Origin of the sequence: uncultured Algibacter sp. (assembly GCF_947487605.1) — a bacterium.
GTDB lineage: Bacteria > Bacteroidota > Bacteroidia > Flavobacteriales > Flavobacteriaceae > Algibacter_D.
In genome coordinates this window covers 66,202-86,330 of sequence record NZ_CANKXK010000012.1, presented here as the reverse complement: position 1 = coordinate 86,330, position 20,129 = coordinate 66,202, and the positions used below count along the sequence as shown (strand labels likewise).

At 31.9% G+C, this 20,129-nt stretch carries 15 protein-coding genes; 4 read left to right on the top strand and 11 right to left on the bottom strand.

The genetic code is table 11. The features are described 5' to 3' along the window. Positions 1 to 195: 195 nt before the first annotated feature. The 3 genes from Q0739_RS13415 to Q0739_RS13405 all read right to left on the bottom strand — a co-directional run bounded on the left by Q0739_RS13415 (position 196) and on the right by Q0739_RS13405 (position 4,917). A complete protein-coding gene (locus Q0739_RS13415; protein ID WP_298239245.1) occupies positions 196 to 2,463 on the bottom strand; it encodes an aconitate hydratase in 2,268 nt (755 codons plus the stop codon). A gap of 168 nt (positions 2,464 to 2,631) precedes the next feature. Then, positions 2,632 to 3,789 (bottom strand): acyltransferase, encoded by a 1,158-nt coding sequence (locus tag Q0739_RS13410; protein WP_298239244.1) that lies wholly within the window; start codon positions 3,787 to 3,789, stop codon positions 2,632 to 2,634. Positions 3,790 to 3,792: 3 nt separating this feature from the next. Beyond that, complete coding sequence (locus tag Q0739_RS13405) at positions 3,793 to 4,917, bottom strand: acyltransferase (RefSeq protein WP_298239243.1); 1,125 nt, start codon at positions 4,915 to 4,917, stop codon at positions 3,793 to 3,795. Positions 4,918 to 4,953: 36 nt separating this feature from the next. Here Q0739_RS13405 and Q0739_RS13400 point away from each other — a divergent pair, with 36 nt between their 5' ends. After that, positions 4,954 to 6,102, top strand: a complete 1,149-nt coding sequence (locus Q0739_RS13400; RefSeq protein ID WP_298239242.1) for a hypothetical protein — start codon at positions 4,954 to 4,956, stop codon at positions 6,100 to 6,102. Beyond that, positions 6,092 to 6,685: an SCO family protein gene (locus Q0739_RS13395; protein WP_298239241.1), complete on the top strand. Its 594-nt coding sequence runs from the start codon at positions 6,092 to 6,094 to the stop codon at positions 6,683 to 6,685. Before Q0739_RS13400 ends, Q0739_RS13395 begins: the two co-directional genes overlap by 11 nt. Here the strand turns inward: Q0739_RS13395 and Q0739_RS13390 are convergent. Genes Q0739_RS13390 through Q0739_RS13375 form a run of 4 tightly spaced genes read right to left on the bottom strand, consistent with a single transcriptional unit; the run spans position 6,677 to position 11,863 of the window. After that, positions 6,677 to 7,630 carry a MoxR family ATPase gene (locus Q0739_RS13390; protein ID WP_298239240.1) on the bottom strand — a complete coding sequence of 318 codons (954 nt, stop codon included), beginning with the start codon at positions 7,628 to 7,630 and terminating at the stop codon, positions 6,677 to 6,679. The two genes, Q0739_RS13395 and Q0739_RS13390, sit on opposite strands and share 9 nt — an antisense overlap. Positions 7,631 to 7,635: 5 nt before the next feature. Then, positions 7,636 to 9,093 carry a peptidylprolyl isomerase gene (locus tag Q0739_RS13385; RefSeq protein ID WP_298239239.1) on the bottom strand — a complete coding sequence of 486 codons (1,458 nt, stop codon included), beginning with the start codon at positions 9,091 to 9,093 and terminating at the stop codon, positions 7,636 to 7,638. Beyond that, on the bottom strand, positions 9,056 to 9,907 hold the full coding sequence (locus Q0739_RS13380; protein ID WP_298239238.1) for a peptidyl-prolyl cis-trans isomerase: 852 nt from the start codon (positions 9,905 to 9,907) through the stop codon (positions 9,056 to 9,058). The genes Q0739_RS13385 and Q0739_RS13380 overlap by 38 nt, the downstream gene beginning before the upstream one ends. After that, on the bottom strand, positions 9,908 to 11,863 hold the full coding sequence (locus tag Q0739_RS13375) for a peptidylprolyl isomerase (protein ID WP_298239237.1): 1,956 nt from the start codon (positions 11,861 to 11,863) through the stop codon (positions 9,908 to 9,910). It abuts the gene before it with no gap. A gap of 268 nt (positions 11,864 to 12,131) precedes the next feature. Between Q0739_RS13375 and Q0739_RS13370 the strand changes: the two genes are divergently transcribed. Further along, positions 12,132 to 12,371, top strand: coding sequence for a hypothetical protein (locus Q0739_RS13370; protein ID WP_298239236.1), 240 nt, complete (start codon positions 12,132 to 12,134; stop codon positions 12,369 to 12,371). A 123-nt stretch (positions 12,372 to 12,494) separates the two neighbouring features. On the opposite strand, the gene argS is transcribed toward Q0739_RS13370, so the two are convergent. Then, on the bottom strand, positions 12,495 to 14,303 hold the full coding sequence (argS, locus tag Q0739_RS13365; RefSeq protein ID WP_298239235.1) for an arginine--tRNA ligase: 1,809 nt from the start codon (positions 14,301 to 14,303) through the stop codon (positions 12,495 to 12,497). A gap of 475 nt (positions 14,304 to 14,778) precedes the next feature. On the opposite strand from argS, the gene Q0739_RS13360 reads away from it, so the two are divergent. After that, complete coding sequence (locus tag Q0739_RS13360) at positions 14,779 to 16,836, top strand: tetratricopeptide repeat-containing sensor histidine kinase (RefSeq protein ID WP_298239234.1); 2,058 nt, start codon at positions 14,779 to 14,781, stop codon at positions 16,834 to 16,836. 3 nt (positions 16,837 to 16,839) lie between these two features. Here the strand turns inward: Q0739_RS13360 and ctlX are convergent, their stop codons facing one another. The 3 genes from ctlX to Q0739_RS13345 all read right to left on the bottom strand — a co-directional run bounded on the left by ctlX (position 16,840) and on the right by Q0739_RS13345 (position 20,119). Continuing rightward, positions 16,840 to 17,775, bottom strand: coding sequence for a citrulline utilization hydrolase CtlX (gene ctlX / locus Q0739_RS13355; RefSeq protein ID WP_298239233.1), 936 nt, complete (start codon positions 17,773 to 17,775; stop codon positions 16,840 to 16,842). Position 17,776: 1 nt separating this feature from the next. After that, positions 17,777 to 18,691, bottom strand: coding sequence for an arginine deiminase family protein (locus Q0739_RS13350; protein WP_298239232.1), 915 nt, complete (start codon positions 18,689 to 18,691; stop codon positions 17,777 to 17,779). 141 nt (positions 18,692 to 18,832) lie between these two features. Beyond that, a complete protein-coding gene (locus Q0739_RS13345) occupies positions 18,833 to 20,119 on the bottom strand; it encodes a citrate synthase (protein WP_298239231.1) in 1,287 nt (428 codons plus the stop codon). Positions 20,120 to 20,129: the final 10 nt, after the last annotated feature.

Here is a 20,129-nt window from a genome sequence, read left to right as displayed (position 1 = left end):
AAACTTACCATATTAAAATACTAGACACTTAAAAAAATAATTATAGAATAAAAAATCTAGCTATAGAACTGGGTTTTGATATTGAAAATAAACCTACAAGGTTTTGAAAACCTTGCTGGTTGGAAATCTTAAAAAGAAAAAGACCTGTCAGGTTTTTGAAACCTGACAGGTCTATGTAAAATGCTCAATATATTATTATGCGTTTTGCTTCTTAATTAAGTTAAGCGCAGAACCCTCGTTATACCATGCAATTTGTGCATCGTTGTAGGTGTGATTCAATTTTATAAGATCTTTTGATCCATCTTCATGAACAGCTTCTAGTGTTAATTGTTTTCCTGGAGCAAATTCATTTAAATCGATAAAGTTAAATGTATCGTTCTCTTGGATTAAATCGTAATCGCTTTCATTTGCAAAGGTTAAACCTAACATCCCTTGTTTTTTAAGGTTTGTTTCGTGAATACGTGCAAACGATTTTACGATAACCGCAGCAACACCTAAATGACGTGGTTGCATTGCGGCATGCTCTCTAGAAGACCCTTCTCCGTAGTTATGGTCTCCAACTACAATTGACTTAACGCCAGCAGCTTTATAAGCTCTTGCCGTATCTGGAACTCCGCCATACTCTCCTGTTAATTGGTTTTTAACAAAGTTGGTTTTTTGTCCAAAGGCGTTTACTGCACCTATTAAAGTATTGTTTGCAATATTATCTAGATGACCTCTGAAACGTAACCATGGACCCGCCATAGAAATATGGTCGGTAGTACATTTTCCAAAGGCTTTTATTAAAAGTTTTGCGCCATTGATTGCTCCACCGATTGGTTGGAATGGTGTTAGTAATTGTAAACGTTCTGAATCGTCTTTTACTGAAACTTGCACATGACTTCCATCTGCTTCTGGTGCTAAATAACCATTATCATCAACTGCAAAACCTTTTGGTGGTAATTCCCATCCTGTTGGCTCATCGAACATGACTTCTTGTCCGTCTTCATTAATTAACTTATCTGTTAACGGGTTAAAATCTAAACGTCCAGCAACTGCAATAGCAGCTGTTAATTCTGGTGATGCTACAAAGGCATGTGTGTTTGGATTTCCATCGGCACGCTTTGCAAAGTTTCTGTTAAACGAATGCACGATGCTATTTTTTGGTGCGTTTTTAGGATCTGAATATCTTGCCCATTGCCCGATACATGGTCCGCATGCATTGGTGAATATTTTAGCGTCTAGGTTTTCAAAAATTCCAAGAATACCATCGCGTTCTGCTGTGAAGCGTACTTGCTCTGAACCTGGATTGATTCCCAATTCAGCTTTCATTTTTAAACCTTTATCTAAAGCTTGTTGTGCGATAGAAGATGCTCTTGATAAATCCTCATAAGATGAATTTGTACAAGACCCGATTAGTCCCCACTCTACTTTTAAAGGCCACTCGTTAGATGTTGCTTTTTCAGTCATTGCAGCTCCAACTTCTGTAGATAAATCTGGAGTGAATGGTCCATTTAATAATGGCCCTAATTCTGATAAATTAATTTCAATTACTTGATCGAAATATTGCTCTGGGTTAGCATACACCTCAGCATCAGCAGTTAAGTGTTGCTTTACAGCGTTTGCAGCATCTGCAACATCGGCTCTATCTGTAGCGCGTAAATAACGTTCCATAGATTCATCGTATCCAAAAGTAGAAGTTGTTGCTCCTATTTCTGCGCCCATGTTACAAATAGTTCCTTTTCCTGTACATGACATTGATGTAGCTCCAGGTCCGAAATATTCAACAATAGCTCCTGTTCCTCCTTTTACAGTAAGAATTTCTGCTACTTTAAGAATCACATCTTTTGGTGCTGTCCATCCAGAAAGTTTTCCAGTTAACTTAACACCTATTAGTTTTGGGAACTTCAATTCCCAAGCCATACCTGCCATAACATCTACCGCATCTGCTCCTCCAACACCAATAGCAACCATACCTAACCCCCCTGCATTTACAGTATGTGAATCGGTACCAATCATCATTCCTCCTGGGAATGCATAATTTTCTAAAACCACTTGATGAATAATACCTGCTCCTGGTTTCCAGAAACCAATACCATATTTATTAGACACAGACTCTAAGAAATTAAAAACCTCGCTACTTACATTATTAGCGTGTTTTAAATCTGTTGCAGCACCTTCTTTAGCTTGGATTAAATGATCACAATGTACCGTTGTTGGTACAGCAACCTTAGTTTTTCCTGCTTGCATAAACTGCAATAAAGCCATTTGAGCTGTAGCGTCTTGACATGCAATTCTATCTGGTGCAAAATCTACATAGTCCTTTCCTCTTGTAAATGCCTCTGTAGGTGTTCCATCCCAAAGGTGGTTGTATAATATTTTTTCGGAAAGTGTCAAAGGTTTACCAACTACTTCACGCGCATTATCAACGCGTTCTGCCATCCTGCTGTAAACACCCTTAATCATGTCGATATCAAATGCCATATTTTATGTTTTAAATGGTTGAATTTTTAAAGTGATGCAAAGTACAAAATTAATGCAAAGTTTTAAAAATTAACTAAGGAATACAATGTCTACTAATATTAATTTATTATAGTCCTATTATAATTTGATATCGTTACGTTTTTTTCAAATTTTTAATTTGAAAACTATCTAATTATTAACATTAATCTTAAGCTTGTTTTTAATACGCTTTGAATCTCGCAAATTGGTTATTGGCTTTTCAAAATACGTATACACTATTTTGGACAAGAAGTAAGTAAGGGATAAATAAACGAACAAGCCAATAATCCGTTCTACTAAGTTCAATTTTTGAAAGTCTAAAAAGATTTGCATTAAATACAAAATAAAGTTGTAGTGCAAAAGATACATAGCATAAGAATAGACACTGATACTTTTAACGAATTTGAAAAACCTTCGTCTGGGAGGCCTTAAAAAACACAAATAAGGCAACATCAAACAAATAGCTATTGAATTAAAAGGTAAATACAGCACATTCCAATAAAATGTATGTGTTTGAATGGTAATACCTGACAAAGGAAGTATTACCAAAACCATTACCCACAGGAAGATTCCAATAATAAAAAGTTTATCTTTTAGTTTTTCGATTTTAGTCTTGTTCTGCTTAAAATAATATAGCAAAATGAAGCCATAAAAAATGGCGTCAAGTCTGTATATTACTATCGCCTTTAAATTAGAATTCCATATTCTTAAAGATTGTACCTCATCTAAAAAAGACCAATAATAAATGAATTTTGATATTAAAAAGACAAACACCAATAGCATAGACACTAGTAAAAATATCTTTTCTTTTTTAATAATATATCTATTTGCAATTTTATAAAATGTAAAAAGGCAAAAAGGACCTAAAAGATAGGCAAACTCTTCAACCGATAAACTCCAAGATTCTGGAAAAAAAGGGACATGATAGGCTGAGAAATTTTGTAAAAAGAAAAAGTACCTCCATAAAGTCTGAGGCAATTCATAACCTAATAAAAGAGCAACTACAATGTTAATTAATAGCATTAAAAAATACAATGGCAATGTTCTAAACCAACGTCTTACCCAAAAATGAAATAGTTCTTTTCTAGAAAATTGAGTAGTCTTTATTAACCTGAAAAGCATCCCTCCAATTAAAAACCCACTCAAAACAAAGAAAACCTCCACACCTTGCACACCAATAACTTGAACTGCGCTAATTATAACATTATTATAACCTTGAAAAATATAAAGTGAATGCGAAAAAACTACCATGGTAATGGCTATAGCCCTCATTAAATCTAGTCCATATATTCTTGCTTTATAAGCCATATGTTACCTTGGAAACTTTCGGTCTCTAAATTTTAAAATGGGGTTTTCAAAGTAAACATACATGATATTTGAAATTACCGTAGTCATTAATAAAAATAAAATAACAAGAGCTGTTTTTTCTAATATATTCATTGAATAGATATCAAACAATAATTCAATATTTAATAGAACTAAAGAATAATTCACTAAATATATAGCATAAGAGCGCTTGCTAATAAATTCAATTAATTGTTGACCAAAAAAAGTTCTTTTTAGATTTAAAAAATAGGGAAATAAGAGCGCCAATGAGATTCCAACTATTTGCAGATATATAAAAACATAAAACCCAAAATGAGATTGAGGTAATAAATTGAAAACGTAAACAAAAATGTGAAGTAAAGCAAATGAAGCCAATCCCAGAATTAATAATATATTTTTTTTACGAGTTATAAAGTTTGGAAAATTTTTAACTAAGAAAAGAACAATAAAACCATAATAAATACTATCCATTCTATAAATAACAACTTTTCTAAAAGATGTACTCCATTCGTGATAAGTAGTAATAGAATTATCGAAATAGTAAAATATTTTAAAAATGGTTAACATAATGATTATCAGTAATGTTGTCCTAAAAAACAACAATTGTCTATTACCCTTTTTAAATAGCATTACAGACAAAAAAAGAAAGAACGGTAATAGTAAATAAGCAAATTCTTCGATAGACAAACTCCATGCTTCAGTAAAAAAATCTGGATGTTCGCTCGCGAAGTTTTGAAAAAAGAAACTGTATAAGAATACATCTTTGGGTAGTGAAGTACCAACAATTAAAGCCCCTACAACATTTAAAATTAAAACTAAAAAATAATTAGGCAATGTTCGTAACCAGCGTCTTTTCCAAAACCTAATAAGGCTGCTCCATTGCAAATGCTCTTCCTTTAAAATCTTAAGTAGAATACCTCCTATTAAATAACCACTTAATACGAAAAACAAATCGACCCCAATAGCCCCCATAATGCGTACAAAATCTATAAGTGTAGATGTCGTGTTAGGATATAGCAAAAAAGTAATATGAGACAACACAACTAAACTAATGGCTAAAGCTCTTAAACAGTCTAAGCCTAATAATCTTGAAAACGTTGGTTGTTGCATTAAAATATTAGTAATTTTGATTAATACACAGATCTAATGACTTTAAAAAAGTGGCATAAAATCACGATAATTTCCCTAGTAATTATCACTACTATTGGTCTAATATACTATTTTAATTTGTCTAACAGATATAAAGCAATTGTTAAAACGCGAGCGCTACATTTTTTCAAAATTATTGATTCTGAATGGTCAAAATCACTAACTGATAATTATATAAAGTTCCAATCTCCTTCTTTATTAATAGATGGAATTTATAAATCAATGGAAGGTCCAAATGCACTACAAAATTTTTATTTAAACCAATCTAAACAAGACTTACTTTGGATGACAGGTTTTAAAATTGAAGCAGTAGATTCTAAAACAAATGACAATCGTTCTAATGACTTTGTTTGCCATACAAACATAGATTATATAGAACAAGAACACCATGGTCGTTGGAATATGCTAGATAGAATTAATAAGCAATATCCAAGAGTAATTTCGTTATCTCATGGTGTAGAATCTGTTAAATTTCCTGAAGGATATGGCTTTCCTTTTTTTAGTGATGAACAATTTTTTATAATTACACAGGCACTAAATCACAATATAAATGATTCCATATTTCAAATAAAACATGATATCTCCATAGCATATAGCAAAAAACGAGACATAAAGCCTTTACTTCCAAGAACTATATTTATGATGCTACCCTTTGACATCAACGATCCTTTTAATTCTGAAGGAAAAATGATGGAAAACTCATGTATCCCAATAGAAACAAAAAATCACACTTACTTTGATAAAAACGGACAAGCGCTTTCTGGACATTGGAAAATTTTTGAAGGAGAACAAACTTTCTCATATAATGCAACAGAACAGCTAGCTATAAAAGATACGATGCGTCTGCATCAAGTTACACCTCACCTCCATCCTTTTGCAAAACAATTTATACTAAAAGATCTTACTTCTGGTGAAGTTATTTATAATTGCGATGTAATAAATCATAAGAACAAAATTGGTCTGACTAAAACACCAGAATTTTCAAGTAAAGAAGGTGTTTTAATGTATCCAAATCATGAATATGAGTTAACCCTTGTAACTGATAACACAACTAATGAAGTTCAAGATATGATGGCTAGTATGTTTTTGTTTTTTTATGACAAGGAAATGGATTTAAAAATCAATACTTATTACGATGCGCAATAGTTTACTTTTTTTAATTGCTGTATTATTAATTTCTTCCTGTCAATCAAAAAAAGAGTTACCTATTTTAAGTCGCTATATTGATACGAATGGAGCTGATGTAACTTATACCATAAGTGATTTCGAATTTAGGAATCAACTAAATCAACTAATCACAGATCAAAACACATATAATAAAGTATATCTAGCCAATTTCTTTTTTACACGTTGCCCAAGTATTTGCCCAAAAATGACATCGGCATTAACAAATTTCGCAACAGATTTTATTAATAATGAAGATTTTCTCTTGTTATCATTTAGTATAGATCCCAATAATGATTCAATTCCTGTTTTAAGACGCTATGCTGAAGCTACCAATATTCCAAGCTCAAAATGGCATTTTCTAAATGGCAGTGATGAGCAGCTTAAACATGTATCTAGCTTATTTAGAACAAGCTTTAAACCTAAAGAAGATCGTATGGATTTTTATCATTCCTCTTATGCTGCACTTGTAGACAAGCAGCAATACATACGTGGCTTTTATAACTTATTAGATAAAAGTTCCGTAAATCAGTTAAAAAAAGATATCGCGTTATTATTAGAATAAACTCTTAATAATTTGATTTTCGGTAATTCCTTCAGCTTCAGCTTTGTAGTTTTTAATGATTCTATGTCTTAAAATACTATATGCAACCGCTTGAACGTTTTCTATATCTGGAGAAAATTTACCATGAATAGCCGCATGTGTTTTTGCAGCTAAAATTAAGTTTTGTGATGCTCTAGGACCTGCACCCCAATCAATATAAGTTTTTACTAAATCAATAGCTTCATCACTTTCTGGCCTTGTTTTTCCAACCATTGCTACTGCATATTCAATTACATTATCGGCTACAGGAATTCGACGAATAAGCTGTTGACAATCTATAATTTCTTGAGCAGAAAACAAGGCATTAACTTTTGCTTGAATATCTGTTGTAGTTGCTTTAACAACTTGAACTTCTTCATTAAATGACGGATACCCTAGATTTATTGCAAACATGAAACGGTCTAATTGTGCTTCAGGTAACGGATAAGTTCCTTCTTGCTCAATAGGGTTTTGAGTAGCTAAAACAAAATACGGTAAGCTTAATTTATAATGATGCCCAGCAACAGTTACCGCACGTTCTTGCATAGCTTCTAATAAAGCGGCTTGTGTTTTTGGTGGTGTTCTATTAATCTCATCGGCTAAAATAATATTGGCAAAAATAGGGCCTTTAACAAATTTAAAATGCCTGTCTTCATCCAATATCTCACTTCCTAGAATATCGCTAGGCATTAAATCTGGCGTAAACTGGATGCGTTTAAAATCTAAACCTAAGGCTTGTGCAATGGTGTTAACCATTAAGGTTTTTGCTAGTCCAGGAACTCCGATAAGTAATGAGTGTCCTCCAGAAAAAATAGAAATTAAAATCTGGTTTACAACCGCATCTTGCCCAACAATTACTTTACCAATTTCGGTTTTTAATTCTTTATATCTTTTTACAAACTGTTCTATTGCAGCAACGTCTGACATAAGTTTTACTTTTTTAACCAATTGCTAGAAAACTCACAATCTCTATATTCACCACTAATTTTTATGTAAGTATCCATAATCTTTTCGGCTTGCCATTTTTCTATAGCCTTTACACGTTTATCATTAAGTGTTAAATCCTTTATTTTTAAAAAGTCGCGTGCATAATCTGCTTCATGATCTTCAATTCTATCGGTAACCATTAAGATTTTAAACGAAAGGTTTCCTTGTCTATCTTGTTCCTTTAAAACTAAACTAACTTCTTCATCTTTCAGGTCTTGAATCTGAGCATATAATTCTGGATCCATTCTTGTCAATTCAAAATTATAATCTTGAGTTGCTGGATTAATAAGTTGACCGCCATCATAACGTGTTTCATCTTCATCACTAGCTTCTCTTGCTGCATCAGCAAATGATATATCATCACTCACAATACGTTCTCTAACTTTTTCAAGGCGGTCTTTTGCTTCTAATACGGCTTCATTTGATACTTTTGGAATTAAAAGGATGTGTGCCACATCATATTCTTGTCCTCTAATTTTTTCTAAATGAATGATATGAAAACCAAAATCGCTTTCAAACGGATCTGAGATTTCACCTTCCTGAAGTGAAAAAGCAACTTGCCTAAACTCTTTAACCATTCTAGGCTGTTTCTTATTTAAGGTATACTTACCACCTTTACTTGCAGATCCTGGATCATCGGAATATAAGACCGCTTTAGACCTAAAACTGGCGCCATTCTCTTCAATATCGGCTTTAAACTGCTTTAGCCTATCAATTACTTTTTGCTTTTCTTCTTCAGACACTTTTGGTTTTGCCACAATTTGTGCCACTTTCAATTCTGTACCAAATGTTGGACGCTCATCTTCGGGAATTTTATTAAAAAAAGTTCTTACTTCCTCTGGAGTCACCTCAATTTCTTCAACAATACTCGCTTGCATTTTTTGGGCTAACTGATTGGCTTTATTTATTTCGAACATTTCGTCTCTAAAACTCTGTTCGTCATCTTTTTTATAGAATTCTAAAAGACGTTTCATGTCGCCATTAACTTGTTGTAGAAATTGTTCTATTTGATAATCTACATTTCGTCTTATTTCTGCATCTGAAACAGTTAAACTATCTTGAATAGCGTGATGTGCGTATAGTTTATCTTCTAACAACTTTCCAAATAATTGGCAACGCTCAATATCTTTTGTATTAACACCTTGAGCTTGTAACTGCAAGTAGGCTTTATCAACGTCAGAATCTAAAATAATATAGTCGCCTACAACGGCAGCAACACCATCTACTTTCTGTGCTTTAAAACCATTAAGTGTATCGACTACTTTTGTTACTTCCTCAACAGGTTTTTCATCTTCAATAATTTCTTGAGCCGAAGAAAAATTAATCGCAAAAAAAGCGACAAATATGAAGGCTAAGGTTTTATAATTATTTATAAATTTCAAATTGCTTGTTTTTAATGGCATCTTTTGTAATATCTTTTTCTAATTGTCTTATTAGCTCTAACTTCCTTTTATTAATAACTATTTGATCGATAGTAGGTTTTACATACTCCAAAGGAGCTGTGTCGTTGCGTAATAAAACATCATTAATTTGCATCAAATATACTCCTAATGAATCTTTGAGTTGTATAAAATTAGATTTTTTTAACAGTTCATCTTTATTTTCAGAATGTAATACTGGTATTTTATCAATTACCTGTGTTGCTTTTACCCAAATGGAGTCATTTAAAGAGTAAGATTTGAACTGAATAGCTACAGAATCAAGCTCTTTTTTATCCTTTGGGTCGAAACGTTTAAACTGTTCTTCAATTCTACGAAAATTAAGCATATTCTTATCTAAATATACATATCTAAATTTTATAAGCTCTTCATTTAATTTGAAAGCTTCTTTATTTTCATTATAATAAATACGAGCTTCATCATCATTAACCAAGGTGTCAATACTGCGTTTTACTAATGCTTCTAAATAAGCCTTTGTATATAAATCGTTTCTGTATTGATTAATAAGTTTATTAAAGGCTTCTTGCTTTGTATCACTTAAATTAAGTTTAGCTCCATCAATCAATAACTGTTGTGTTGCCCAGCGATTTATAAAGTTTTGAACCAAAAGCGTACTATCTTCTTTTGAAGTTTCTCCTGAAACCAAATCGCTAACATCTTCTAGATATAAATAAGCATCATTAACTCTAGCTACAGGAGTACGGTTATCTGTATTCTTAAAAAAAGAACAAGATGTTATAACAAACGATAGTATGATTAGGCTTGCTTTGTAACGCACTTAATGGTTTTTAATTTGCTCTCTTACCTGTTTTAAAATACTTTGATTAATAACTACAGGATACTTTTCTTTTAACTCGTTTAACCAACTTTTTTCTTTATCTGCCTGATAATCTGAAATAACGGAACCCTTTGCTTCTTCGAAAGGCTTTATTTCTTTAGGAAGAATTTCTTTAGCTTGCACAATTACGTAACCAGAATTATGATTATAAATTTTTGAAATACCGGTTTCAAATGTATAATCTTTAGGTAACGCCTGATGGTTAGCTTCCATAATGCCTGTAGAGAAAATAACTTCTATTTTATCGTTACTATTAACTAAATTTTTAATCTTATCAAGTTCCATACCTTGTGCTAACAACTTAGCTACTTTTTTAAGCGTTTTTTGTTTATCTGAAGACGCTACAACAGCATTGACTCTTTCTGGTATAATATAGTTCTCTTTGTGAGCATTGTAGAAATCTTTAACTTCTATAGAATCGGTTTTGGCGGCATTCCATATAGAAGATTCCATAAGGTCAAACAATAATAAGCCATCTCGGTATTCGCCTACTATATGCGCAAACTCTTCGTTTTCAAACTCCAGATTATCTTCTTGATATTGAACCAAATTGGAAGTTAAAAACGTATTATAATTATCGTTTACTATATTATTTAAATCCATTTTTGCTCTATTATGACGCTGGTTTTTTAATAAATATTCGCCAAAGTCTTTGTAATAGAATTGTTTGTTTCCAATTTTAAGTAAAGGTTTATTACCTGTAAAATCTTCAGGAAGCACCCATTTTCTAGCAAAAAAGTCGTCATTAAGTATAGATGTAAAATAATTTAAAGCTGGTTGTTTTTCGCTTATATTATAACGCTTCTTTAATTTGGTATGTAAAGCTTCATCTATAAGTTTAGAACGCGCATCGCGTTTTACTTTAACTTCTAATTCTGGTTTTATATCTTGGAAAGGCGCTACTGGTTTCTTAGCATATAACTTTACTATATGCCATCCAAATTTTGATTTAAATGGTTTAGAAATATCTCCAACAGCATTTAAGCCAAACGCAACTTCTTCAAATATTGGCACACTAAGTTGACCTCCAGAAAAAGGCTTTAACAAGCCGCCTTTTGGTGCAGAATTTTTATCTTCTGAAAATTGTTTTGCCAATGCTTCAAAATCTTCACCTTGTTCTATTTTTTTATAAATTTCTTGAATTCTTTCTTCTGGATTTTCACTTAAAGAATCAGTCTTTTTTAAGGTTAGCATGATATGAGCAACCGTAAGTTCGCCACGAGATGCTCTTTTATCGAACACCTTAATAAAGTGATACCCAAATTGGGTTCTAAAAGGTTGAGATATCTCACCTACTGGCGTATTGTAAGCAACATTTTCAAATTTATAAACCATTTTAAAGCCTGTGAAATAACCAAGTTCTTCACCATAAATAGTTTTTCCGTTATGCACTTCTTTCCTTACTTTTTCAAAGCCTTCATTAAGTGCTCTCTCTCTTAATTTTAGTACTTGATTATAAGCGTTTAAAGTATCCTCTGGACTTGCTGTTTCATCTACTCTTACTAAAATATGATTCGCCTTTACATCATTTGTGACTCTCTCGTATGCTTCTTCTACTAAAGCATTGGTGACTTTAGAATCTGAAATATAACTCTTAGCCAATTGTTTTCTATAGTTCCCTAATTCTCTTTGGTAACTTGACTTCTCATGCAAGCCAAGAGCTCTGGCCTCTTTAAGTTTTAATTTATAATTGGTATAAAGAGTTAAGTATTCGTCTATATTTTTTTGAGATTCGTCTTGGACTAAATCTAAATTCTTATTATAAACTCTTAAAAACTCTGAAACAGAAACAGGGTCATTATCTACAGTAAAAAGAACATCTTCATTAACCGTTTGTCCGTAATTATTTAACTTACATATTGCAAATACAAAAACTAAAATATACTTTAACTTCATATGCTAATTTTATTTTATAAGAATCACAAAAATACTAATATAAACCTATAATACAAGTTGTTTAACAAACGATTAAAACAAGAATATATTATGGTGAAAACCCATGTCTATTTTGAGTGAAATTTGTTAAATCGAGTGACCATAAAATTTTCCATTTTAAAACCTGTTTTCGATACAATTTTCTTTTGAAAATTACTCGAACTAACATTTACGTTTAGTCAAATTAATACCACAAAACAATTATCTTTGGCTTTTATTAAAACCATTTATGCGCCAATTAAAACTTATATGGGATTTTCGAGGACCGAACGCTAGTCGCACAGCAGAGCATCATGTAATTCATCTAAAAGAATACATTAATCTTGAAAATAAAGCCATTACCATTACTGATGTGGCGCATATAAATGACATGCATAGTATCGCTTTTTTAGTTGTTAATGAAGATGATATGAAACCTATTCGAGATGCCTTAAAACCTCATCGTGGGCAAGTATATTTATCAAACTAACCCTACTTGACTTTGTTATAAAAATTGGATGATTTTGATTACCGTTTAATATATATCACCTGTGTTAAACTTGTTTTAATATGAAAATAGGAAATCGAATTAATAAAATATTTAAAATTAAAATCACATTCTCTCAGGCACCTGAATTCCTAAAACACTAAAAGCATTTTTAATAGTTAATGCTACTTTATTAGAAAGTTGTATTCTAAATAGTTTTTCATTTTCAGAATCTGCTCCAAGAATAGATACATTTTGATAGAAAGAGTTAAACTCTTTAACCAAATCGTAAGTATAATTAGCAATTAAAGCTGGACTATGCTGTTCTGCTGCATTTTGAACCACTTCGGGAAACAACTGTATTTGCTTGATTAGTTCTTTTTCTTTTGGATGTAAAGACGTTTCAACAGAGCCTGTACTGAGCGCAGTCGAAGTGCTCAACGTAATATTAGAATCTAAATTAGCCTTTCTTAAGATAGACTGGATTCTAGCATAGGTATACTGAATAAATGGCCCTGTGTTTCCTTGAAAATCAATAGACTCTTTTGGGTCAAACAAAATACGTTTCTTAGGATCTACCTTTAAAATATAATACTTTAAGGCTCCTAAGCCAATTATTTTATATAACGCTTGTTTTTCTTCTTTGCTGTATCCATCAAGTTTCCCTAATTCTTCCGAAATATCACCTGCTGTTTTAGCCATTTCATCAATTAAATCGTCTGCATCAACAACGGTTCCTTCTCGGCTTTTCATTTTTCCGCTAGGTAAATCTACCATCCCATAACTTAAATGATACAGGTTTTTTGCCCATTCAAAACCTAATTTTTTTAGTATTAAAAACAATACTTTAAAGTGATAGTCTTGCTCATTTCCAACGGTATAGACCATACCTCCTACATCTGGAAAATCTTTAATTCGTTGAATTGCCGTTCCAATATCTTGAGTCATGTATACCGCTGTTCCATCGGCTCGCTGTACTATTTTTTTATCGAGACCGTCTTCGGTTAAATCACACCAAACAGAGCCATCGGTTTCTTTTACAAAAACACCAGAATTTAACCCTTCGGCTACAAATTCTTTACCTAATAAATAGGTCTTACTTTCGTAATACAAGGTGTCAAAATCTACACCTAAGTTTTTATATGTTTCGTTAAACCCCTCATATACCCAACCATTCATTTTTTCCCAAAGCGACACAACTTCTTCATCTCCAGCTTCCCATTTACGAAGCATGTTTTGTGCTTCTAATAAAATTGGTGCATGCTTTTTAGCATCTTCTTCAGTCTTTCCTTGGGCAATTAAATTTTGAATTTCTTTTTTATACTCCTGGTCAAATTTTACATAATAATTCCCAACTAGCTTATCTCCTTTTAAACCAGTACTTTTTGGAGTTTCTCCATTTCCAAAACGCTCCCAAGCCAACATACTTTTACAAATATGAATACCACGGTCGTTAATAATTTGCGTTTTATAAACTTTCTTTCCAGATGCTTTTAAAATTTCGGCAACACTATATCCTAAAAGATTGTTTCTAACATGACCAAGATGTAGTGGTTTATTGGTATTAGGCGAAGAATACTCGACCATAACAGCATTTTCTCCAGATTTAGGTTTAATTAATCCGTAGTTATTATTATCTTTTATAGAGTTGAAGAAATTAATATAATACTTATCGTTAATTTCGATATTTAAAAATCCTTTTACAACATTAAACCCTTTAACTTCATTGACATTATCAACTAAATAATTACCAATAGCTTCTCCTATTTGTACGGGATTCCCTTTAATGAATCGTAGCATTGGAAAAATAACCACCGTAATATCACCAGCAAACTCTTTACGTGTTGCTTGAAATTCTACAGTAGTAATTTCTACTTTATAATTCTCTAAAACAGCTTGCTTTACTTGATTATTTATAGTCTCTTGAAGGCTCATTAACAGTCACTTTTTAAGTGTGCAAATATAGAATATTTATTACTTTTAAGCTTTCAAATGATTGCTAAAAAGAAAACCTATGGTTTGTTTCAAATAATACAATAATCACCAATTAACAAAAAAAGCTAAAATTCTATGTTTAAGGCACTTATCGATTGAAGAGTTAATCATGCATTTCATCGATAAAAGTGTTGTTTTTCTATGATTTTTGCCGTTAATCTATTCGTCGATTTTTTGCTAAAATTCCATCCTCATTTCATCTAATTTATTGGTAGTAAAACCTAGAAATTAGCTTTTAATAGAGGTTTTTGACATTTTTGTTAAAGCTATTAATCAATCCGATAAGTTTATATCATTTTTTTACACTAACTATCAAATAAATTTAAACTTAAAATAGAGTTTTCTTATTCCCTCAATAAAGACCTCTATATATAACTACTTATTAAAAGGCTTTAGGTTATATATTATAAATTATATGAATAAAATAATTACGTTAGGTTTATTATTTACTTTCTTCTTAGGGTTCTCTCAAACTCAGGAAATAGATAGCCTAACCATACAATTAGCCTTTCAAAAACAAGATACTTTAAAAGCAGACACGTCTTTAAAACTTATTAAGTCACTTTATGATGCAGGCGAATATAATAGAGCTTTAAAATATATTCTTGAAAGTGAAAAACTTGCAACCGACTTAAATTACAATCATGGTCTTGCTGAAATTAATTATTACAAAGCATTAATTTATACTCGAAAAGATGATTATATAAATGCCATAAGTAGTTACTCTAAATCTAAATTACTTTTTAGTAAACTACAAGACACTCTTGGTATTGCCAGAGTAAACAATAGCATTGGGATTATCGAAATAAAACGTGGTAATTATTCCAAGGGGTTACAGCATGCTCTATCTGCTATAAATGTTTTAGAAAAACGTAATTTAAAAAACGACCTTAACCTAGCGTACAGTAATCTAGCTGAAGCATATTTTAGTATTAAAGCTTACGATAAGGCGACAGAGTATTATTTAAAAGCGTTGAACATTCAAGAAATTTTAAATGATACCAAAGGCGTTAACGAATCTAACAGCCAATTAGCGATACTCTATTCAATGAATAAAGAGCATAGAAAAGCTATCGAGTATTACACCAAGGTTTTAAATGCAAACCAATCTAACGATTCAATAAGAGGCCAAATATCGGCTAAATTAGGTGGAGAATATTTACAGTTCAACGATTTTACAAATGCCTCCAAATATCTATTAGAAGGATTAAATATAAACCGCCAAACCAAAAATGAAACTGGTTTATTGACCTCATTAAATAATTTAGGCGCTTTAAATTTACAGCAAAAAAGATTACTACTAGCCGAAAGACAGTTGTTAGAAGCAGGTGCTATTGCCAAGCGAATTGACAACAAACAGGAACTATTAACCTACTACGGTTTAATGAAAACCTTAGATTCTACTAAAAGAAGATTTGATCGTGCTTTTATTTGGCAAAGAGAATATTACGACTTAAAAAACAAATTAAACACCAATACTACTTCTGTTAGTGTAATACCTAATATGGAGTTAGAATCGGATTTAAATATTACAGAAACGAGTACTTCTAACAACTTGTCTGCAGCAAATAATCAAGAGGTTTCTGAAAATAAAGAAAAAATGAAACGCTTTAAATTATTGTTTTATATTCTATTAGCTGCATTGATTATAATGGGTATTTTTTTAGCATTAATTTATTCTAAGCGTAACGACAATGTTAAGTATGTACAAGAATTAGAAGAAAAGAATTTAAAAATTGAATTGCAAAATGAAGCTTTTGCCGAGCAAACCAAACATTTAGAGAATGTAAATGAAGTAAAAGACAAATTATTTTCCATTATATCACATGACCTAAAAGATTCGTTATCATCTATTAACGGGTTTATTAATTTGCTTAAAGATGGAAGTTTATCGAGAGAAGAGTTCGATAATTTAATACCAGAACTTAGCGAGAATGCTAACAATGCTTCATTGTTATTATTCAACCTATTGAATTGGTCAAAATCTCAAATGCAATCTTTAGAACCTAAACCGAGTTTATTTGATATTCAAGATGTTTTTGAAGATAAAGTAAAGCTTATTGAACAGCGTATGGAAAGTAAGGGTATTAATTTAGTAGATCACTCCTTACGCGATTTTGCTTATGCCGATAAAAGTATGATTGAAATTGTTATACAAAACTTACTGGCAAATGCACTGAAATTCTGTAATGGAGGTGATACAATTACAGTATCCAATCACATTAGTAATGGTCATTGTATCTTAAGTGTAGCAGATACAGGTGTAGGTATTTCGAAAGAAAATATTGATAAACTTTTTAAAAGTAGTTCTTTTACAACTACTGGCACAAACAATGAAAAAGGCACTGGTTTAGGCTTATCTATTTGCAAAGAACTTGTCGAGCTTAACAAAGGTAAAATATGGGTTGAAAGCACCTTAAATGTTGGCAGTACATTTTATGTACAATTACCCAAACAAAAGCCTGAAATTTAAAAATTAAGCTTTTGGCAAAAACACTTCTGCCATCATACAACGAGCGCTACCACCACCACAGGCTTCAATGGTATCTAATGAACTTGATAGGATATTTGAGTGCTTCTTAAGGGTTTTTATTTGACTTGTAGAAAGCGAGTTGTATGCAGCTTGACTCATAATTAAATAGTGTTCATCATTTGCTCCTTTTACCTGCAACATATTTCCAGCAAAATTATTCACCTGATTCTCGGTAATAGCTATTATCTCTTTACCATCTTCCTTTAAATGTTTAATCACATTTTTACGCTCCTTTTTATTATCAATACTTTCCAAGCAAATAACAGCAAAAGTCTCGCCAATGCACATCATAACATTTGTATGATAAATAGCTTTGCGTTTCCCATTTACTGTTTGATTTGAAGTAAAAACAATTGGAAAGAACTCAAAGTCTTCACAAAACTCAATAAACAAATCTTCATCTGCTCTTGGAGATAATGCACAATAAGCCTTTCTATTTACACGGTCGAGTATAACGCTTCCTGTTCCTTCAAGAAATACGTCTTCTTTTTCTGCATTGGTATAATCAATTATTCTGTTAATAACAAAGCCTTGTTCTTCTAGGGTTTCTAAAATATCTTCACGTCTTTCTAAACGTCTATTTTCGGCAAACATAGGATACAATCCAACATCGCCATTTTCATGAAATGACACCCAATTATTTGGGAAAATTGAATCTGGAGTATCTGTTTCTTTCGTATCATCTACAACCAGTACATTAACACCTATACTCCTAAGTTTTTCGACATAGTTATCAAATTCCTTTTGTGCTTTAGCATTCACGGTTTCGGGTAATATATTATCCAAAACTTTTTGGTAAAAATTATTTACTGCTGTTTGCTCGTTCATCCTAAAGCCTACAGGACGAATCATTAATATAGTATTTGTAGTTTGTTGCATTTTAATCTCTTATAAGTGGCAATGTGGTACAACGTAATAACCCTTCTTGCTTTCCTATTTCTGCATACGGCACTTCTTCTACTGTAAAACCTTGCTCACGAAGCCATGTATTTAATCGTGTGAAATTTTTTTCTGAAATAATAACATCTTCAGAAATTGAAAAAACATTACTATTCATTTCGTACATTTCTTCTTTGGAAATTTCAAACACATTGTCTTTTCCGAAGAAATTAACTAGCCATTCATATTCATGTTCAACCAAAAATCCGTTTTTATGAATAATCGCTTTACCCTTTCCCAGTGGGTTAAAACAACAATCTAAATGTAAAGCATTTTCTTTAGGATTGGTATTGGATTTTCTGAGCTCAAACGACTTAACTGTTTTGTTTGGAAAAAGTTCTTGAAGTGCCATAACAGCATCTATATTGGTGCGTGCTGTAATTAATTCTGGATAATCTGCACCAGAATATGTTCCAACAAAAATATAATCGTTCCATGGCATAACATCGCCTCCCTCAACATGACATTCTTCTGGAAGAATCACTCTATTCTCTTCGGCAACTTGATTCCATATATAATCTATTGCCTGCACCTCTTCTTCTCGATGTGGCAATATATTAGCCTCAATGATTTTATCTTCTATAACAAATGCTATATCTCTTGAGAAAATTTGATTACAATTTTTTATAACCTCTGGTCTATAGACTTTAATATCGTATTTCTTGAAAACAGCTTCAACAGCATTCATTTCAAGAATCATATCTTTTTCCTTTGGATAGGTTCCAGCTTTTATATGCTCTATACTCTTAGGATCATAACAATCTTCAATTTTTGGAGTAGGTCCATTACTTTCTGCCGTACCCAAAACAACAGCTCTTAACCTTGAAGTTTCATTTTTTACATTTAATTTTAACATATACTAGAACTAAAATATTTAAGGCCTCAAAGCTAATAATAATTAAGCACTTTTTGAATTATTCGTAAAATTATTGAGTTAAAAAAGAAAAGCTTCATGAAAAATTCATGAAGCTTAATAATATTGCAAAAAAAATATTTATTATCTGTTTTCTACAGACTTAAACATTCTATGCTTTTCTCCTATATATAGTTGTCTTGGTCTTCCAATTGGTTCCTTACGCAAACGCATTTCTCGCCATTGTCCAATCCAACCAGGTAAACGCCCTAATGCAAACATTACTGTAAACATATCTGTTGGAATTCCCATAGCTCTATAAATTATTCCTGAGTAAAAATCTACGTTTGGGTATAATTTACGTTTTACAAAATACGGGTCGTTTAATGCTTCTTGTTCTAGTCCTTTTGCTATTTCTAAAATTGGATCTTCAACACCTAAATCTGCAAGTACTTCATCTGCTGCTTTTTTAATAATTTTAGCACGTGGATCGAAATTTTTATACACACGATGACCGAAGCCCATTAATCTAAACGGATCATTTTTATCTTTGGCTTTTGCCATATACTTTTTAGTATCGCCACCATCTTCTTTTATTGCTTCCAACATTTCAAGAACTGCTTGGTTTGCTCCACCATGCAAAGGTCCCCAAAGCGCAGAAATACCAGCAGACAATGATGCAAATAACCCCGCATGTGATGAACCAACAATTCTTACTGTAGAAGTTGAACAGTTTTGTTCATGATCTGCATGAAGTATTAATAACTTATCTAAAGCATCTACTATTATTTTATTTTGAACATATTCCTCGTTAGGCTGCTTAAACATCATTTTTAAAACATTTTCAACATAACCCAAAGAGTTAGACCCATAATCTAAAGGAAGCCCTTGTTTTTTACGCATAGTCCAAGCTACTAATACAGGAAACTTTCCTAGTATTTTTACAACAGAATTATACATATCCTCTTCAGAATCAACATTTACCGAAGATGGATTAAAAGCTGTTAAAGCACTTGTAAGTGATGATAACACGCCCATTGGATGTGCCGACTTAGGAAAGGCATCAATAATTTTTCTTACATCATCATCTACAATAGATTTAGATTTAATGTCTGCATGAAATTTATCGTGTTGTTCTTTTGTAGGTAGTTCTCCAAAAATTAAAAGAAAAGCTACTTCTAAGAAATCTGCTTTATCGGCTAATTCTTCAATAGAATATCCTCTATACCTTAAAATTCCTTTTTCTCCATCTAAAAACGTTATACCACTTTCGCAAGAGCCTGTATTCTTGTAACCTGGATCTAAAGTTATACAACCTCCTGTGGCAGCTCTTAAGCTTTTTATATCAATTCCAACTTCGTTCTCAGTTCCTTCAATTAAAGGAAATTCATGTTTTTGACCATCTATTTCTATGGTAGCAGTATTTGCCATAAGTACACGT

What these genes read in the sequence shown, in the direction of transcription:
- Q0739_RS13395 (WP_298239241.1), top strand. Translation starts at nt 6,092, where the DNA reads ATGCGCAATAGTTTACTTTTTTTAATTGCTGTATTATTAATTTCTTCC.
- Q0739_RS13360 (WP_298239234.1), top strand. Translation starts at nt 14,779, where the DNA reads ATGAATAAAATAATTACGTTAGGTTTATTATTTACTTTCTTCTTAGGG.
- Q0739_RS13385 (WP_298239239.1), bottom strand. Translation starts at nt 9,093, where the DNA reads ATGCCATTAAAAACAAGCAATTTGAAATTTATAAATAATTATAAAACC.
- Q0739_RS13410 (WP_298239244.1), bottom strand. Translation starts at nt 3,789, where the DNA reads ATGGCTTATAAAGCAAGAATATATGGACTAGATTTAATGAGGGCTATA.
- Q0739_RS13400 (WP_298239242.1), top strand. Translation starts at nt 4,954, where the DNA reads ATGACTTTAAAAAAGTGGCATAAAATCACGATAATTTCCCTAGTAATT.
- Q0739_RS13405 (WP_298239243.1), bottom strand. Translation starts at nt 4,917, where the DNA reads ATGCAACAACCAACGTTTTCAAGATTATTAGGCTTAGACTGTTTAAGA.
- Q0739_RS13345 (WP_298239231.1), bottom strand. Translation starts at nt 20,119, where the DNA reads ATGGCAAATACTGCTACCATAGAAATAGATGGTCAAAAACATGAATTT.
- Q0739_RS13390 (WP_298239240.1), bottom strand. Translation starts at nt 7,630, where the DNA reads ATGTCAGACGTTGCTGCAATAGAACAGTTTGTAAAAAGATATAAAGAA.
- argS (WP_298239235.1), bottom strand. Translation starts at nt 14,303, where the DNA reads ATGAGCCTTCAAGAGACTATAAATAATCAAGTAAAGCAAGCTGTTTTA.
- Q0739_RS13415 (WP_298239245.1), bottom strand. Translation starts at nt 2,463, where the DNA reads ATGGCATTTGATATCGACATGATTAAGGGTGTTTACAGCAGGATGGCA.
- Q0739_RS13375 (WP_298239237.1), bottom strand. Translation starts at nt 11,863, where the DNA reads ATGAAGTTAAAGTATATTTTAGTTTTTGTATTTGCAATATGTAAGTTA.
- Q0739_RS13370 (WP_298239236.1), top strand. Translation starts at nt 12,132, where the DNA reads ATGCGCCAATTAAAACTTATATGGGATTTTCGAGGACCGAACGCTAGT.
- ctlX (WP_298239233.1), bottom strand. Translation starts at nt 17,775, where the DNA reads ATGCAACAAACTACAAATACTATATTAATGATTCGTCCTGTAGGCTTT.
- Q0739_RS13350 (WP_298239232.1), bottom strand. Translation starts at nt 18,691, where the DNA reads ATGTTAAAATTAAATGTAAAAAATGAAACTTCAAGGTTAAGAGCTGTT.